The 17664-nt window shown below is 46.1% G+C and carries 14 protein-coding genes and 2 pseudogenes; 11 read left to right on the plus strand and 5 right to left on the minus strand.

Going from position 1 to position 17664, the window contains the following annotated elements; all coding sequences use genetic code 11:
* Window positions 1-162 precede the first annotated feature (162 nt).
* The 3 genes from ecsA to AC0DBE_RS20215 are packed head-to-tail and all read left to right on the plus strand — an operon-like array spanning window position 163 to window position 2857.
* Entirely contained in the window at window positions 163-906 is a 744-nt protein-coding gene (gene ecsA / locus AC0DBE_RS20205) for an ABC transporter ATP-binding protein EcsA (RefSeq protein WP_003233230.1), read from the plus strand.
* Window positions 899-2125, plus strand: a complete 1227-nt coding sequence (ecsB, locus tag AC0DBE_RS20210) for an ABC transporter permease EcsB (RefSeq protein ID WP_472963541.1) — start codon at window positions 899-901, stop codon at window positions 2123-2125. Before ecsA ends, ecsB begins: the two co-directional genes overlap by 8 nt.
* 21 nt (window positions 2126-2146) lie before the next feature.
* Window positions 2147-2857 carry an EcsC family protein gene (locus AC0DBE_RS20215; protein ID WP_472963543.1) on the plus strand — a complete coding sequence of 237 codons (711 nt, stop codon included), beginning with the start codon at window positions 2147-2149 and terminating at the stop codon, window positions 2855-2857.
* Window positions 2858-2874: 17 nt separating this feature from the next.
* Here AC0DBE_RS20215 and sndC read toward each other — a convergent pair whose 3' ends face one another.
* The 4 genes and pseudogenes from sndC to hmoB all read right to left on the minus strand — a co-directional run bounded on the left by sndC (window position 2875) and on the right by hmoB (window position 6385).
* Window positions 2875-4065, minus strand: coding sequence for an N-acetyl amino acid acetylase SndC (gene sndC / locus AC0DBE_RS20220; protein WP_472963545.1), 1191 nt, complete (start codon window positions 4063-4065; stop codon window positions 2875-2877).
* Between the two features lie 73 nt (window positions 4066-4138).
* Complete coding sequence (locus AC0DBE_RS20225) at window positions 4139-5530, minus strand: hypothetical protein (RefSeq protein WP_087988026.1); 1392 nt, start codon at window positions 5528-5530, stop codon at window positions 4139-4141.
* Window positions 5531-5649: 119 nt separating this feature from the next.
* Window positions 5650-5837, minus strand: a pseudogene (locus AC0DBE_RS20230) (hypothetical protein); the annotation flags it as partial.
* 47 nt (window positions 5838-5884) lie between these two features.
* On the minus strand, window positions 5885-6385 hold the full coding sequence (gene hmoB, locus AC0DBE_RS20235; RefSeq protein ID WP_087988027.1) for a heme-degrading oxygenase HmoB: 501 nt from the start codon (window positions 6383-6385) through the stop codon (window positions 5885-5887).
* 121 nt (window positions 6386-6506) lie between these two features.
* On the opposite strand from hmoB, the gene AC0DBE_RS20240 reads away from it, so the two are divergent.
* The 6 genes from AC0DBE_RS20240 (at window position 6507) to AC0DBE_RS20265 (ending at window position 15383) form a co-directional block, all read left to right on the plus strand.
* Window positions 6507-8651: a transglycosylase domain-containing protein gene (locus tag AC0DBE_RS20240; RefSeq protein WP_472963548.1), complete on the plus strand. Its 2145-nt coding sequence runs from the start codon at window positions 6507-6509 to the stop codon at window positions 8649-8651.
* A 121-nt stretch (window positions 8652-8772) separates the two neighbouring features.
* Entirely contained in the window at window positions 8773-9834 is a 1062-nt protein-coding gene (gene hemE, locus AC0DBE_RS20245) for a uroporphyrinogen decarboxylase (protein ID WP_472963550.1), read from the plus strand.
* Window positions 9835-9905: 71 nt separating this feature from the next.
* Window positions 9906-10838, plus strand: a complete 933-nt coding sequence (gene hemH, locus AC0DBE_RS20250) for a ferrochelatase (RefSeq protein WP_061188293.1) — start codon at window positions 9906-9908, stop codon at window positions 10836-10838.
* A gap of 14 nt (window positions 10839-10852) precedes the next feature.
* The gene (gene hemY / locus AC0DBE_RS20255) at window positions 10853-12265 is read left to right on the plus strand and encodes a protoporphyrinogen oxidase (RefSeq protein ID WP_326198056.1); all 1413 of its coding nucleotides are present in this window, start codon (window positions 10853-10855) and stop codon (window positions 12263-12265) included.
* 144 nt (window positions 12266-12409) lie between these two features.
* Window positions 12410-12985: a TetR/AcrR family transcriptional regulator gene (locus AC0DBE_RS20260; RefSeq protein ID WP_014113248.1), complete on the plus strand. Its 576-nt coding sequence runs from the start codon at window positions 12410-12412 to the stop codon at window positions 12983-12985.
* 70 nt (window positions 12986-13055) lie between these two features.
* On the plus strand, window positions 13056-15383 hold the full coding sequence (locus tag AC0DBE_RS20265) for a YhgE/Pip family protein (RefSeq protein WP_472963554.1): 2328 nt from the start codon (window positions 13056-13058) through the stop codon (window positions 15381-15383).
* Between the two features lie 41 nt (window positions 15384-15424).
* Here AC0DBE_RS20265 and fabHB read toward each other — a convergent pair whose 3' ends face one another.
* The gene (gene fabHB, locus AC0DBE_RS20270) at window positions 15425-16402 is read right to left on the minus strand and encodes a beta-ketoacyl-ACP synthase III FabHB (RefSeq protein ID WP_072182333.1); all 978 of its coding nucleotides are present in this window, start codon (window positions 16400-16402) and stop codon (window positions 15425-15427) included.
* A 128-nt stretch (window positions 16403-16530) separates the two neighbouring features.
* On the opposite strand from fabHB, the pseudogene AC0DBE_RS20275 reads away from it, so the two are divergent.
* Both AC0DBE_RS20275 and AC0DBE_RS20280 read left to right on the plus strand, forming a co-directional pair.
* Window positions 16531-17308 (plus strand): annotated as a pseudogene (locus AC0DBE_RS20275) (YhfC family intramembrane metalloprotease).
* A 97-nt stretch (window positions 17309-17405) separates the two neighbouring features.
* Window positions 17406-17591, plus strand: a complete 186-nt coding sequence (locus AC0DBE_RS20280) for a hypothetical protein (protein ID WP_309294803.1) — start codon at window positions 17406-17408, stop codon at window positions 17589-17591.
* Window positions 17592-17664 lie beyond the last annotated feature (73 nt).

Below are 17664 nucleotides of genomic sequence, written 5' to 3' on the forward strand. Positions count from 1 at the left end.
ACACCTCATTTTTCAGTTGATATGCTTTTCCTCTACGACCATTATGATGTCCAGAAACCTGTCTCTTTATGACAGCAAATTCATCATTTGTTAAAAGGGAATTGTTTCAAATCAGGCCTTGTTTTTGGTACTATGAAGAAAAACAATATAAGGGGAGAAACTATGTCTCTGCTATCGGTAAAAGACTTAACCGGCGGATATACAAGGAATCCGGTTTTAAAAAACGTATCATTCACCCTTGAACCGAATCAAATTGTCGGCTTAATCGGGCTGAACGGTGCTGGTAAAAGTACAACAATCAGACATATCATCGGGCTGATGGACCCGCATAAAGGTTCAATCGAATTAAACGGAAAAACCTTTGCTGAGGATCCGGAAGGCTACCGTTCACAATTCACCTATATACCTGAAACACCTGTTTTATATGAAGAGCTGACGCTGATGGAGCATCTTGAATTAACAGCCATGGCATACGGCCTGTCAAAAGAAACGATGGAGAAAAGGCTGCCGCCGCTTTTAAAGGAATTCCGAATGGAAAAGAGGCTGAAGTGGTTCCCGGCTCATTTTTCTAAAGGGATGAAGCAGAAGGTTATGATCATGTGCGCATTTTTGGCAGAGCCGGCACTCTACATTATTGATGAGCCTTTTCTAGGGCTTGATCCGCTTGCGATTAACGCGCTGCTTGAACGGATGAATGAAGCGAAAAAAGGCGGGGCGAGCGTGCTGATGTCAACGCACATTTTGGCAACGGCAGAACGTTATTGTGATTCGTTTATTATTTTACATAACGGCGAGGTGCGGGCACGCGGCACGCTGTCCGAGCTCAGAGAGCAGTTTGGAATGAAGGACGCGGCGCTGGACGATTTGTATCTTGAACTCACAAAGGAAGACGCTGGCCATGAATAATATGCTTGATATTTGGCAGTCGCGGCTGCAGGAGCATATCAAAGAAACAAGAACGTACATGAAATATATGCTCAACGATCACCTCGTCATTGTTTTGATCTTTTTTCTCGCGGGCGCTGCAAGCTGGTACAGCAAATGGATACGGGACATTCCTGCTCACTTTCCGTCCTTCTGGGTGATGGCCGTGCTGTTTTCGATCGTGTTGACAAGCTCTTATGTGCGGACGCTTTTGAAGGAGGCTGACCTTGTCTTCTTATTGCCGCTTGAAGCAAAAATGGAGCCTTACTTGAAGCAGGCGTTTGTCTACAGCTATGTGTCTCAGCTGTTTCCGCTGATTGCATTGAGCATTGTTGCAATGCCGCTATATTTCGCTGTTGCACCAGGGGCTTCGCTTGTATCGTATGCGGCAGTCTTTGTCCAGCTTTTGCTGCTGAAAGCGTGGAATCAGGTGATGGAATGGCGTACAACCTTCCAAAATGACCGAAGCATGAAACGGATGGATGTGATCATTCGCTTTACGGCGAATACGCTCGTTCTTTATTTTGTTTTCCAATCAGTTTATATGTATGCTCTTGTGGTCTATGTCATTATGGCTGCTCTTTATCTATATATGTCTTCGGCAGCAAAACGGAAAACGTTTAAATGGGAGAGCCATATTGAGTCCGAATTGAGACGCAAGCAGCGTTTCTATCGGATTGCCAACCTGTTCACTGATGTGCCGCATTTACGAAAACAAGCGAAACGCAGAGCGTATCTTGACTTTTTGCTGCGGCTCGTGCCATTTGAACAGCGCAAAACGTTTGCCTACATGTTCACCCGCGCCTTTTTGCGTTCAAGTGATTATTTGGGTATTCTCGTCAGGTTAACGGCCATTTTCGCGCTGATCATTATGTATGTGTCGGCAAGCCCGCTCATTGCAGGGGTTTTGACTGTGTTTACCATTTTCATTACGGGCATTCAGCTTTTGCCGCTGTTCGGCCACTTTGACCATCTGGCGCTTCAAGAGCTTTATCCTGTGAAAAAAGAAACGAAGCGGAAAAGCTATTTCTCTCTATTAAAAACTGCACTTACCGTTCAAGCGCTGCTGATATCTGCAGCATCTGCCTATGCTGCCGGCTTGACAGGTTTTCTTTATGCGCTGATCGGTTCTGCTGTTCTGATTTTTGTTGTTCTGCCGTCTTATATGACAACAAGACTGAAAAAACATGGAAAGCTGTGAGCTAAAAAAGGGGTAGGTCAAATGACAGACAATCAGCTGCTGATGCAGGAAGCCCTTCAATGGAAAATGCATTTTTTGCGGAAGGATTCCATGTTTGAACGCTTTTCGAAGCGTGTGCAAACGAAGGTGAATGAGCGGATTCCTGAAAAAATCCATTCGGTCGTCACTGAGAGCGTGAAAAAAATGGTGGAAGCGACGATGGCCGGCTCCAATATCATCACCTATAAGAAGGATATAAGCGAACTTTCGCTCAGTAAAAAAAACGAGCTGGCGAAAAAAACGGTTGCTTCTTATCAGAAGGTGGCGGCTGCTGAGGGAGTCGGCACCGGAGCGGGCGGCATTTTTTTAGGTATTGCCGATTTCCCGCTGCTGCTTTCGATTAAAATGAAGTGTTTATTTACCTTATCCTCCATTTATGGCTTTGATGTGAAGGATGCACAAGAAAGAATGTTCTTGCTGCTTGTGTTTCAGCTTGCGTTTTCGAGTGATGACTGCCGCAAAGCGCTTTTTTCTGTCATCGACAATTGGGAGACGGAGAAAAAGAGCATCGATTGGAGAGTGTTCCAGCAGGAATATCGCGATTATATCGACGTCGTGAAGCTTTTGCAGCTTTTGCCCGGAGTAGGAGCAGCTGTCGGCGGAATTGCCAATTATAAGCTGCTTGCTCAGCTTGGAGAGACGGCAAGACACGTTTTTCACCTGAGAATATCAAAGGAAACAGCCGGAGAATAAACACTCCGGCTGTTTTTTTATAGCTTATGATAGGTAATCGCAGCGCCCGCAAGGACCTTGGCCGCAGTCAGCATCGCTTTTTCATTGATATCAAATTTCGGATGGTGGTGGGAATAGACGCGCTCTGGCTGTTCAGGAGCGGCACCTGTAAAGAAAAAGGTGCCTTTGACGTTTTGTAAGTAATAAGCAAAATCCTCGCCGCCCATTTGCGGTTCACCGTCAATGACCTGCTGAACGCCCTCTGTGTTCTTTGCGATGCTGACCAAGTGGCTCGTTTCTGCAGGATGGTTTACAACCGCCGGATAGCCCCGTTCATAGTTGTACTCATAGGATGCACCGTGCATGCTGCACACTCCTTTTACAACCGCTTCAATTTCTTTCTCCAGAATAGTACGGACATTTTCGTCAAAAGAACGCGCTGTACCGATGAGTGTCGCTTGGTCTGCGATGACATTAAACGGGTTGTCGGCGATGAACGAGCCGGTCGAAATGACGGCGGATTGAATCGGGTTGACTTTGCGGCTGACAATGTGCTGCAAGGAGGAAACGATTTGCGAGCCGATCAGGACGGCGTCTTTTGTATCATGCGGGTGAGCGCCGTGGCCGCCCTTCCCGAGGATTTTTATCGTGAATCGGTCCGCCGCCGCCATCACGGCGCCGGGGCGGCAGAGAATGGTTCCGAGCGGCTCAGTCGCCCAAAGATGCGTACCGAATATCACATCCGCGTTTTCGAGACAGCCGTCATCGATCATTGGCTTTGCGCCTCCCGGATAATATTCTTCCGCATGCTGGTGGATCATCACAAATGTTCCCTTCAGCTCATGTCTGTTTTGGTGAAGGACCTTCGCCACTCCGAGAAGAGCTGCCGTATGGCCGTCATGGCCGCATGCGTGCATGACACCTGGCACTTTGGAGGCGTAAGGAACATCTTTTTCATCTTGAATGGGAAGGGCGTCAAAGTCGGCCCGCAAAGCGACGGTGGGGCCTGGTTCGCTTCCTTCTATATATGCTAAAACCCCTCTGCCGCCGACATTCGTGCGGATCGGGACTCCTAACGATTCATAATAGGAAGCAATAAATGCAGCGGTTTTTTCTTCTTGAAACGAGAGCTCAGGATACATATGAAAATGGCGCCTGATCTCGACCATTTCTTCAAAACAGCTGTCGAGCTGTTTGTTTATCTCTTTCTGCAGTATGGATATGGACAAAGCCGCTTCCCCCTTTTTCTATGCTTTTCCATGATTGTATAGAAAAAGTCTGAATATTTCAACTCGTCGAATTTCAAAGCAACATCATGGCTGCGATGGTTGTCACTGAAAGGCCAATTGCAACGGGAATGAAGTTTTTTCTGGCAAGCTCAAAAGGATCAACTTTGCAAATGGCCGCCGCGGGAATCAGCGCCCATGGGACCAGTGTTCCGCCGCCCACCCAGATGGCAGATATTTGGCCGAGCGCGGTCAGAACGGCGGGATCAGTATGAAGAGCGGACGAAAAGAGCTTGGCGATAGAGCCTGCGAGAGAAATGCCTGAAAACCCTGATCCGTCGAGGCCGGTTATGGCTCCGGCGGCAGTTAAAGCAGCAGCGGCAAGCTCCTTTGACATGGGCATCATGTGGGATAAAGCAATGCCGAGATCATTGACAATTCCGTGGGAGCCATTAGGGAGTGAAGTGCCTAGTATGTTTTTATAGCCTGAGTCACCAAGATAAAAGAAGGCGGCAATCGGGATGACGGGGCCGAAAACCTTAAAGCCGAACTGGAATCCATCAATAAAATAACCAGTGATTTTTTCAAGCCCTTTTTGCTTATACACGAGAAAATGAACGATCAGAAGGATGCAGATGGCAGACCCGCCAATTAAGGCGGTCGCATCATTTCCCTGTAGGTTAAACAAGAGCATGCAGGCAATATCCGCAAGAAAGACAAGCGGAATCAAAAAAGCCAGTATGGACCGCAGGCGTTTTGGCAAGTACAGCGAGGTGTCTTGTTCGCCAGAACGTACAGGGGAAAAAGAAGCTGGACCCAGCTGTTTTTTGCGTTCGAGCTGAATCATGATAAATGCAGCGGTTGTTGTGGTCACGCCCATAATCAGCACAAGGGGAATACTCGCTGAGATGACATCACCGACTGGAATGCCTGCTGCATCCGCTGTCAGCTTTGGTGCCGCCTGAATGACAAAGTCTCCTGACAAAGCAAAACCGTGTCCGAATAAGTTCATGGCCATGGCTGCGGCAATAGGCGGCAAACCGGCGCGGGCGGATGCTGGGAGCAGGATGGCGCCGATTAAAGCGACACCTGGAGAAGGCCAGAAGAAGAGAGAAATGGCGAACATTAGGCCGCCAATCAGCCAGTAGGCAGTCACAGGACCTTTCACAAGGCTTGCAAAGGGAGAAATCATCGCTTCATTTATCCCTGTTTTTGTTAACAAATCACTCATCGAAACGATAAAACAAATGATGAAAATCGTGGGCAGCAGTTCGCCGGCCGCGTAGATAAAGCTGTGGAATAAACTGCTGACAGAAGCTGAAAGTGAATGGCTGGCCCATAGCGATATGATAAAAATGCCGAATAACGAAATAAAGGTCGTATCTTTCCGCAGCAGCATAAATAGGATAATCGCCCCAATAAAAAATACATACAGAACATGGACAGACAAAATCCCGACTTCCATCATTGATCACTCCTTCCGCTTCCTACAGATTATTCATAGGCGGGCGGAAGGTGCCGGGACGGAAGGCTGGGTTATGATGGAAGATAGACATTGATCTGTTTTAGCTGCTCGATCAAATGATGCTATAAGACTCTATTCGCTTTTTGCTGATGTTCCGGGTAGCATTCAGGTGAAAAAATGATGCCCCATCGGCAAGCCAGTTTTTTCTGTAACCGATGATGCTTTCCGAGGGCTTTAAAAATGAACTATCCGCGCGCTGCATCTCATAATTATCATATCCGAACTGGAAACCGTAGCACGGGCACAATTTTTCACTTTGCTTTCCGTCCAATAAATAAGCTGCCGGACACCCGGCAGCTATTCGACAGCGGAATATGTGGTGACATACGAAGGCCGGGAGAAGATTGACGTTGTATCAATTCCGGCAGACGTGCCGCGTTTTTTGTGGGCTTCTTTGTATGAATCGGACTGCTGCCAATCTTGAAAGGCTCTTTCCGTTTCCCACAAGGTGAGAATGACATAGGTGTCACTGTCAAGCGGACGGAGCACACGAATCGCTTCAAAACCGGGCTGGTTTTCGACTTTTCCCGCTCTGTTTTTAAATTTGTTTTCAAACAGCGGACGTCCTTCCTGAGTGACGGCAATATTGTTCAATACTGCAAAACCGGGATGCTTCATCTCTCCGGCTTGGTCAATCACTTCATAAGCGTGGGGTGCCTGGAAAACCGTATCTCCGCTTGTTTCGTGGATCAAAATCGCGTTTTCCTGCCCCTGCATCAAAAGGATATTTTCCGAGGGATGCTTCTTTACGATCGTTTTTAAAAAATCGGCTGTCCCATAAGTAATATAAACCTTCATATCAGCCACCTCCTGCTTGCTAGTATATCAAAACAATGGTATAAGTTTCTATTGGCGAGTGCTTCGAACATAATTCCAAACAATTTTTCCCATACTACCTTTAGAAAGGCGAGGTGAGTTCATGTTTAAGATAAAGAAAAAGAAACTATTTATACCCATCATTATTTTAGTGTTAACTGCTTTTCTCGCTTTAATAGGATATATTTCAATTATTTTTCTCGGACATTATGTCATAGATGAAAAGAAGCTCATTCTTCATGCATCTTCAAAAATTGTGGATCAAAACGGAGATGAGGTAGCAAGCCTGTATACAGAAAATCGTGAGCCTGTCTCGATCAATGAGATTCCGAAGCAGGTCAGAGAAGCGTTTATCGCTGTTGAGGATAAAAGGTTCTATGAGCATCACGGTATTGATGCAAAATCTGTCGGAAGGGCAGTATATCGCGATATATTAGCAGGCGGAAAGGTGGAAGGCGGAAGCACGATCACCCAGCAGCTTGCCAAAAATATTTTTCTGACACATGATAAAACGTTTTTAAGAAAAACAAAAGAAGTGATCATTGCGATCAATCTTGAACGGGATTACAGCAAGGACAAGCTGCTGGAAATGTATTTGAACCAGCTTTACTTTGGACATGGAGTCTACGGCATACAAGCGGCGTCCCACTATTATTTTAATAAAGAAGTAAAAGATTTAACTGTATCCGAAGGTGCGGTTTTGGCCGCTATTCCGAAGGCGCCTTCTACGTATTCTCCGGTTTTGCATCCAGATAAAAGTAAGGAGCGGCGTGATACGATTCTTGGCATGATGAATGACCAAGGCTACATCAGTGCGAAAGAGGCTGTCAGCGCGCAGGGGAGGACGCTTGGGCTGAACGTGAAGAAGCAGTCGGAAACACCATGGTTTGACAGCTATATTGATCTTGTGATTGAAGAGGCGGAGGACAAGTACTCGATTTCCGGAGAGCAGCTCCTTCAAGGCGGATATACGATCAAGGTGCCTCTCGATTCGAAGCTGCAAAAGACGGCTTATCAGGTGATGAAGCAGGGAAGCTATTATCCCGGAACAGATCAGAATGCCGAAGGAAGCGCGGTCTTTATCAATAACAAGACAGGCGGTGTGGAAGCGGCGATCGGCGGAAGAGATTACACAGCTAAGGGGTACAACCGTGTCACAGCTGCCCGCCAGCCGGGTTCCACATTTAAGCCGCTTGCAGTATACGGACCGGCGATGCAGGAAAAGAAATTTAGGCCCTACTCTCTATTGAAGGATGAGCTACAATCCTACGGAGATTATACGCCGAAAAACTATGACAGCCAGTATGAGGGCGAAGTGACCATGTCTGACGCCATTACGTACAGCAAAAACGCGCCGGCTGTCTGGACGCTGAATGAAATAGGCGTCGAAACAGGAAAATCTTATTTGAAAGCAAACGGCATGGATATCCCTGATGAAGGGCTTGCTCTCGCTCTAGGCGGCTTGGAAAAAGGCGTTTCGCCGCTCCAGCTTGCCGGCGCATTTCATACGTTTGCCGCGAATGGAACGTATACTGAACCGTACTTTATTTCCAGCATAAAGGATGAAGACGGAGAAACAATAGCCGATCATAAAGAAGAAGGAAAGCGGGTATTCAGCAAGCAAACGTCCTGGAATATGACGAGAATGCTGCAGCAGGTGGTCAAAAACGGAACGGCAACGTCCGGCACTTATCACGGCGACCTGGCGGGAAAAACCGGTTCTACTTCTTATACTGGCGTCTCCGGAGCGACTAAGGACGCCTGGTTTGCAGGCTATACGCCGAAAATAACCGGGGCTGTCTGGATGGGCTATGACAAAACGGATCAAAGCCATTACTTAAAAGGCGGCAGCGCGTATTCGACGAGACTGTTTAAGGATATTTTGACACAGGCTGGAGAAACCGGTTCTGTGTTTACGAAGCCTAAAAACGTCAAAGAACTGGAAAGCCCAATTAAGCTGGAGCCGGTCAAAACACTGAAAGCAGATTACACATTTAAAGCTGCGGGGCTCTTTACCATTGAATTAAAATGGGACGCTCAAGAGGATGATCGGGCCGTATACAGAATTTATGTAAGTAAGGACGACAAGGAGACGCTTCTTGATTCAGTTGAAGGAAAGGGAAGCTATGAAATCCCTTATGCCAACTTGTTTTCGGGCGCTTCTTATAAAATTGTGCCTTATAATACACAGACAAAGAGAGAAGGAGAAGGAACCAATTACGTTCAGCCTAAATTGTTTTCCTCTTAATGGAATTCGGCGATTTTTTGAACTTTGAGCCTCACTTCTATACCATTTGCCTAAAACAAGGTATAGTGTAATAAGTCAAGAAATACGAACGTATGGTTGCAGTATGAAAGGTGGAAATCAGATGAGTAAACGAGAAACGTTTAACGAGACGTTTTTAAAAGCGGCACGGGGAGAAAAAGCGGATCACACGCCTGTATGGTATATGAGACAAGCAGGGCGATCACAGCCGGAATACCGTAAGCTGAAGGAAAAGTACGGATTGTTTGACATTACACATCAGCCGGAACTTTGTGCGTATGTCACAAGACTGCCGGTTGAGCAATACGGAGTCGATGCTGCAATCCTTTATAAAGATATCATGACTCCGCTGCCGTCAATCGGTGTGGATGTTGAAATCAAAAACGGGATCGGGCCTGTGATTGATCAGCCGATCCGGTCTCTGGCGGACATTGAAAAACTCGGTCAGATTGATCCGGAACAGGACGTGCCGTACGTGCTTGAGACGATTAAACTGCTTGTCAATGAGCAGCTCAACGTCCCGCTCATCGGTTTCTCAGGTGCGCCTTTTACGCTGGCCAGCTATATGATCGAAGGCGGACCGTCGAAAAACTACAATAAAACAAAAGCCTTCATGTACAGCATGCCGGATGCATGGAATCTGCTGATGTCCAAGCTTGCCGACATGATCATTGTGTATGTGAAAGCGCAGATTAAGGCAGGCGCAAAAGCGATTCAAATCTTTGATTCGTGGGTCGGCGCGCTGAATCAAGCAGATTACAGAACATACATCAAACCCGTGATGAACCGGATCTTTTCAGAGCTTGCGGAGGAGAATGTGCCGCTGATCATGTTTGGTGTAGGCGCAAGCCATCTGGCAGGTGATTGGCATGACCTTCCTCTCGATGTTGTCGGGCTCGATTGGAGACTCAGTATTGATGAAGCCAGATCAAAAGGCATCATCAAAACAGTGCAGGGCAACTTGGACCCGTCCATTTTGCTTGCGCCATGGGAAGTCATTGAGAAGAAAACGACGGAAATACTTGATCAGGGCATGAAATCGGACAGCTTCATTTTTAACCTTGGACACGGGGTATTTCCTGACGTCAGTCCTGAGGTTTTGAAAAAACTGACAGCATTTGTCCATAAATATTCACAAAACAAAAAAATGGGTCAATATTCCTAAGCATATCTTTTGGTATCTGGATGATATCCTGTCAAAATGTTTGTATCAGATCATTAAAGAGGGTGTAAACAGTGAGTAGAAAGAAAATGGGGCTTCTCGTTATGGCGTACGGCACGCCTTATAAAGAAGAAGATATCGAACGTTATTATACACATATCAGAAGAGGCAGAAAGCCTGAACCTGAAATGCTTCAAGATTTGAAAGACAGGTACGAAGCAATTGGCGGCATTTCACCGCTTGCCAAAATCACAGAAGAGCAAGCGCACAAGCTTGAACAGCACTTAAATGAGATTCAGGACGAGATTACGTTTAAAGCGTATATCGGACTGAAGCATATCGAGCCATTTATTGAAGATGCTGTAGCAGAGATGCATAAGGACAGCATTACAGAAGCGGTCAGCATCGTGCTGGCACCGCATTTCTCCACGTTCAGCGTGCAGTCTTACAACAAACGTGCCAAAGAAGAGGCTGAAAAACTTGGCGGCTTAACGATTACGTCTGTTGAAAGCTGGTACGATGAACCGAAATTCGTGAAATATTGGGTTGACCGAGTGAAGGAAACATATGCGTCAATGCCTGAAGATGAAAGAGAAAACGCGATGCTTATCGTATCCGCACACAGTTTGCCGGAAAAAATCAAAGAATTTGGAGACCCGTACCCGGACCAGCTTCATGAATCGGCGAAATTGATTGCTGAAGGCGCAGGCGTTTCCGAATATGCTGTCGGCTGGCAAAGCGAAGGGAACACGCCTGATCCTTGGCTCGGGCCTGATGTGCAGGATTTAACGCGTGATTTATTCGAACAAAAAGGCTATCAGGCATTCGTATATGTCCCTGTCGGATTTGTAGCGGATCATTTAGAAGTGCTTTATGATAATGATTATGAATGCAAAGTGGTCACTGACGATATCGGTGCAAGCTACTACCGCCCGGAAATGCCGAATGCAAAGCCGGAATTTATTGATGCATTAGCAACAGTTGTATTAAAAAAATTAGGACGTTAAAGAAGGCGATGAACATGAGTGACGGCAAAAAACATGTAGTCATCATCGGCGGCGGCATTACCGGTTTAGCCGCCGCCTTCTATATGGAAAAAGAAATCATAGAAAAAAATCTGCCCCTTGAGCTGACGCTTGTTGAGGCAAGTCCGAGAGTCGGCGGGAAAATTCAAACTGTCAAGAAAGACGGCTATATCATCGAAAGAGGGCCTGACTCATTTCTGGAACGGAAGACAAGCGCTCCGCAGCTTGTCAAAGATGTCGGCCTTGAACATTTGCTTGTCAACAATGCAACAGGACAATCCTATGTGCTTGTAAACCGCACCCTGCATCCAATGCCGAAGGGCGCCGTGATGGGGATACCGACAAAAATTGCGCCGTTCGTTTCAACCGGTCTGTTTTCTGTGTCTGGGAAGGCAAGGGCCGCTATGGATTTCATCCTGCCTGCAAGCAAGTCAAAAGACGACCAGTCATTGGGAGAATTTTTCCGCAGACGTGTCGGAGATGAAGTGGTTGAGAATTTAATCGAGCCCCTTCTATCAGGCATCTACGCTGGCGACATTGACAAGCTCAGCCTAATGTCGACTTTTCCGCAATTTTACCAGACGGAACAAAAGCACAGAAGCTTAATTCTCGGCATGAAAAAAACAAGGCCTCAAGGCTCCGGCCAGCAGCTCACGGCTAAAAAGCAAGGGCAGTTCCAGACCCTTTCAACGGGTTTGCAGACCCTTGTCGAAGAGATCGAAAAACAATTAAAGCTGACGAAGGTATACAAAGGGACAAAAGTGACCAAGATCAGCCGCGGCGGCACTGGCTACTCGCTCGATCTGGATAACGGCGTCACACTTGATGCTGAATCAGTGATTGTGACTGCTCCGCATAAAGCGGCTGCAGGAATGCTTTCTGAGCTTCCTGCCATTTCTCATTTAAAAAATATGCACTCCACATCCGTGGCAAATGTTGCCTTGGGTTTCCCTGAAGGCGCAGTCCAAATGGAGCATGAGGGAACGGGCTTTGTTATCTCAAGAAACAGTGATTTCGCGATCACAGCCTGTACGTGGACGAACAAAAAATGGCCGCACGCAGCGCCTGAAGGCAAAACGCTGCTTCGGGCATATGTCGGAAAAGCCGGAGACGAATCGATTGTCGATCTCTCAGATAACGACATTATCAACATCGTGTTAGAAGACTTAAAGAAAGTCATGAACATAAACGGGGAGCCGGAAATGACATGTGTCACCCGCTGGCATGAAAGCATGCCGCAGTACCATGTCGGCCATAAGCAGCGCATCAAAGAACTGCGCGAAGCACTGGCCTCCGCATATCCGGGTGTCTATGTGACAGGCGCTTCTTTTGAAGGTGTCGGAATTCCCGACTGCATCGATCAAGGAAAAGCTGCCGTGTCTGACACGCTTACCTATTTATTCAGCTGAAAACCTCCGCTCTGGCGGAGGTTTTTTGTTGTGCGATGGCAATATTGTGTAAAAAAATGATTGAATTGATCAGCGGGTTATGATACATTTGCATATGTACTTAATGACTAAAATGTTCAAACGGTCAGTTTCGAGGTGAATACAATGTCAATAGATCGAAAAAAGCTCATTTTGGAGGCGGCCACAAAATCTTTCACGCAGTTCGGGTATAAAGCGACGACAATGGATCTTGTGGCAAAGCTTGCGAACGTGGGGAAGGGAACCATTTATACTTTTTTCAAAAACAAAGAAGAGCTGTTTGACGAGATTTTCACTACTTTATTGAAGGAAATGAAGCAAAAAGCGGACGAAGCGATGGAGCCGAACCTTCCGTTCCATGAAAATGTGCACAGGGCGCTGTTTGCCATTCTGGAGTTCAGGAAAACACATCAGCTGACGATTAAAATTTTCCAAGAAAATGCTGAGATTGGTACAATGGCAGTTCAGGAAGTGATCCAAAAAATGGAGAGAGGCATTCTGTCTTATATAAAAAGTAAGATTGAAGACGGAATTAAGAACGGTGCAATCAAGCCGTGCGATCCTGAGCTGACAGCTTTTGTGATGCTGAAGCTTTATATCGCGCTCATTTTTGATTGGGAAAAACAGCATCCCCCGCTCGATAAAGAGACGATTGCGGAACTGCTTGAATTGTATGTTGTCAAAGGATTGTCAGCCAACTAGATAATCCTTTCTCTTTGCAACAAAATGACCATTTTTTATGATGAGTCAGTTTTAGAATGGAGGCATCAGGATGAACACAATACGAAGTCAGTGGAAAGACATCGTAACGAGTAAAAAATTATTAATTCCCATCATTGCCATTTTGTTTGTCCCGCTTATTTACAGCGGCGTGTTCTTAAAGGCTTATTGGGACCCATACGGCACAGTTGACCAGCTGCCTGTCGTTGTCGTCAACCAAGACAAAGGGGCAACGTATGAAGGAGAAAAACTTCAAATCGGTGATGATCTGGTCAAAGAATTAAAGGATAATGATAACTTTGATTGGCATTTTTCCAGTGATCTTGACCAATCGTTAAAGGACTTATTAAATCAAAAATACTATTTAGTTGTCGAGATTCCTGAGGATTTTTCTAAGAATGCCAGCACTGTATTGGACAAAAATCCGAAAAAGCTGGATCTGAAATACCATACGAATGCCGGTTCGAACTATGTTGGGGCAACGATCGGTGAAAAAGCGATTGATAAACTAAAAGCCTCTGTTTCTAAAGAAGTGACCGAGCAATATACGAAAGTCATTTTTGATAACTTTAAAGAGATCGCCAAAGGTTTGAGCGACGCGAGCAGCGGAGCGAAAAAAATCGATGACGGCACAAAGGATGCGAAAAACGGAAGCGCCCAGCTGAAAGAAAATCTGGAGAAGCTGAAGGAAAGCACTGCCACTATCAGTGACAAAACGGCGCAGCTTGCAGATGGAGCGGCTCAGGTGACAAGCGGTATCCAATCACTTGACAGCTCGCTCGGAAAATTCCAGGACAGCAGCAATACGATTTATGAAAACTCAGGAAAGCTTGCGGCAGGATCAGGCGAGCTGACAGGCAAGATGAATGAGCTTCTTGCCGGACTTCAAAAAGTACAGCAGGGCTTGCCTAATCTCACAAACGGGCTGGATCAGCTCAACAGTAAAGCCCAAGAAGGTTCTGAGAAAGCAGCAAAAGCGGAAAAGCTCATAAATGCAGTCGATTTAACGAAGCTTGAAACAGCTGTGAACAATCTGGAAAAGTCAGAAACAGCGATGAAAGATTTCCAAAAACAGCTGACGGACTTTGAAAACAGCTTAAAAAACCGTGATCAGGCATTTAAAAATCTCATCAATTCGAGTGACTTCTTAACAGCGGAGCAAAAAAGCCAGCTGATCAACTCTGTTGAGAAGCAGCTTCCGCAAGTTGATGCGCCTGATTTTGATCAAATTTTAAGCCAGCTTCCTACTGCTGATCAGCTGCCTGACATTGCAACGATTAAAAGCTCTCTGGAAGATGTGAAAGCGCAGGTGGCACAGCTAAAAGCAATGCCGGAAGCTACTTCTAAGCTTTATAACGGCGCAAAAACGACTCAAGATGCGATTGACAGATTAACTGAAGGAACCCAGAAGATATACAACGGTTCACAGCAGCTGACAGAAAACCAAAACAAACTGACAGCCGGTATCGGTGAATATAATAAGCAGTTCGCAAAAGCCAAAGCAGGCTCAGAGCAATTGGTGACGGGAAGCAGTCAAGTATCTGGCGGATTGTTTAAGCTGTTAGATGGTTCTAAACAGGTCCAAAGCGGATCTTCAAAACTTGCAGACGGATCTGCTTCACTTGATACAGGTTTAGGCAAGCTATTGGACGGCACAGGAGAGCTGTCTAGTAAGCTGAAGGATGCGGCTGATCAAACAGGAGATATCGATGCTGACGATCAAACATACGGCATGTTTGCCGATCCGGTTAAAACCAAAGATGATGCCATCCATTCTGTTCCTAACTACGGAACAGGGCTGACACCTTATATCCTGTCAATGGGCTTGTATGTCGGCGGCATCATGCTGACGGTGGTCTTCCCGCTGAAGGAAGCGTCAGGACGTCCTAGAAACGGTTTTGAGTGGTTCTTCAGCAAATTCAATGTCATGATGCTCGTTGGAATTATTCAATCGCTGATTGTGGCGACGGTTCTGCTTCTTGGAATTGGTCTCGAGGTAGAGAGCACGTGGAGATTTTACGTGTTTACGATCATTACGAGTCTCGCTTTCCTAGCGATGATTCAATTTTTGGCGACAACGATGGGCAATCCGGGACGATTTATCGCAGTCATTATTTTGGTGCTGCAGCTCGGTGCCAGCGGAGGAACCTTCCCGTTAGAATTGCTTCCGAATTTCTATCAAGTCATCCATGGCGCATTGCCGATGACCTACAGCATTAACGGGTTCAGAGCGGTCATTTCAAACGGGGATTTTGGCTACATGTGGCAGATGGCCGGCGTCTTAATCGGCATTGCCCTCGTTATGATTTTGCTGAGCATTACTTACTTTACAATGTTAAGCCGAAAGGAAGAAACTTCAGAAGAACAGCCGGCTTCATAATGAAAAAGAACTTGTTTCCTTTGAAACAAGTTCTTTTTTTATTACATTCCCCATTTGACAAGCAATCCTGTATAGGTTAATCCGCCGCCAAATCCGAAAAGCATCACGGTTTGATCTTTTTTCAGCTTTCCGGCTTTCACTGCGAGATCCAGCGCCAAAACAATCGAAACAGAAGACGTGTTTCCGTAGTATTCGACACTGGTGAGCGTTTTTTCAATCGGGAAAGGTGTTTTTTCACAAATCGACTCGATCATGCGCAAGTTGGCGCTGTGAGGCACAAACCAATCGAGGTCGCAGCTTGTCAGACCTGCTTGATGTAAAAGACGTTCAAATTCGCGGGGAACGGTTCTCGCTGCCCATTTATACACTTCACGGCCGTTTTGGACCATTTTACCGGAACCGGCAAGCTGCACCCCGTTTCGTTCATTCCGCAGTCCGGCACGATACAAAATATCTCCGCCGTTCCCGCTTGTTCCTTGGACAGACGCAAGAAATCCGGGCGTCTCTTCGTCTCGTTCAACCAACAGCGCACCTGCAGCGTCGCCGAACAGAACGCATGTCGTTCGATCGGTATAATCCGTTACTTTTGACAGTGTCTCTCCGGCGATGACGAGAATTTTTTGATGAAGGCCGGATGTGATTAATCCGTTTGCCAAATGAAGGCCGTATGTCAGCCCGGCGCACGTCGCATTAATATCCAACGCGCCGGTGCTTTCCCAGCCGAAATATTCCTGCACACGGCATGCCGTACTCGGAAAGGCATAATCGGATGTTGTTGTGGCAACGAGGATCATATCGACATCATCAAGTGTCCCTTCATAACGGCTCTTAAGATCCTTCACCGCTTCGATGCATAAATCAGAGGTAAACTGCTGTTCATCCGCAATACGGCGTTCTCTCATTCCTGTGCGCTGAACAATCCATTCATCTGACGTATCAACGATCTTTTCTAAATCAGCATTGGTTAAGCGCCTGCTCGGCGCATAGGTGCCGATAGCTGAAATTTTTGCTTTTGACATATGTATCACTCCTTATGATCAGATTATAACACTAGATATTAGTATCTGGTACTAAAAAGAAGGTTTTTTCATAAAAAAAGAGAAAATGTGAAATAGGGAATCTAGAAATAGAAAAAGGAGGCTGGTAAATGGTCAGTCAAGAAGCAATAGTCTTTATGGCGTTCTCTGGAGCTGTTGCGTTTTTGTTGCCGATCGGACTGATAGTATGGTTTAAGCGAAAGTATGGCGCCTCGTTAAAGGTGTTTTTTATTGGCGCTCTCACGTTTTTTGTCTTTGCTCAGCTATTGGAGGGCGGCGTTCATGTTTATGTTCTGCAAGTGAATGAAATGACGAAAGAAGCCATGCAAAATCCATTGTGGTATGGCATTTACGGCTGCTTGATGGCTGGGATTTTTGAGGAGTGCGGAAGGTATATCATGATGAGAATTTTTTTGAAGCGCCATCCATGCTTGGGCGGATGGCCTGGCTTTCGGAACGGGCCATGGCGGGCTTGAAGCCATCCTGATTACTGGCGTGTCCTCTATCTCGCTTATTGTATACGCAATTGCGATGAATAGCGGAACGTTTGAACAGCTTTTGATCAATGAAGACATCAAACAGGTGCTTCTGCCGATTCAGGAGCAGCTGCTGCATACCCCTTCGTATGAATGGCTGCTGGGGGGAATAGAAAGAATCAGTGCGATTGCTGTTCAAATCGGACTGTCGCTGCTGGTCTTGTATGCGGTTAAAAGCCGCCGGCCGCTGTTTTTGCTGTATTCTATTCTTTTACATGCACTCTTTAATGTACCGGCGGTTTTATACCAAAAAAGAATAATAGAGCATGCTGCTGCTGTTGAAATCATTGTTGCTCTAATAGCTGCAGTATCAGTCTATTGGATTGTAAAAGCAAAAAGTCTCTTTCAATAAAAAAGTCCAAGCAGCAGCACAGCCCGCTTGGAAAAATGCGAATGGAAATATTCATTAAGCATGGGTCATCAGAATATTTCTGATTCAGTCCTTAGCAATGACAGCAAGAGTGTCTGTGTTTTTTACAAGAGAAACAATGGTTTTTCTTTCTTTTCTTCTTCTCGCAAGGGTCATGGCATTCTTTCTTTTTCTTGCAATGGTCATGGAAATCTTTATCGAACCACTCGTCAAAGAACCAAAACTCATCAAACCAATCGTGACAATGATGTTTCCGTTCATGTGAATGACGACAGCACATAGATATCCCTCCTCTTCCCATGCTTACTACAGCATATGAGAGATTGATAGGAAAAGAT

The organism is Bacillus sp. VA15 (assembly GCF_055721145.1).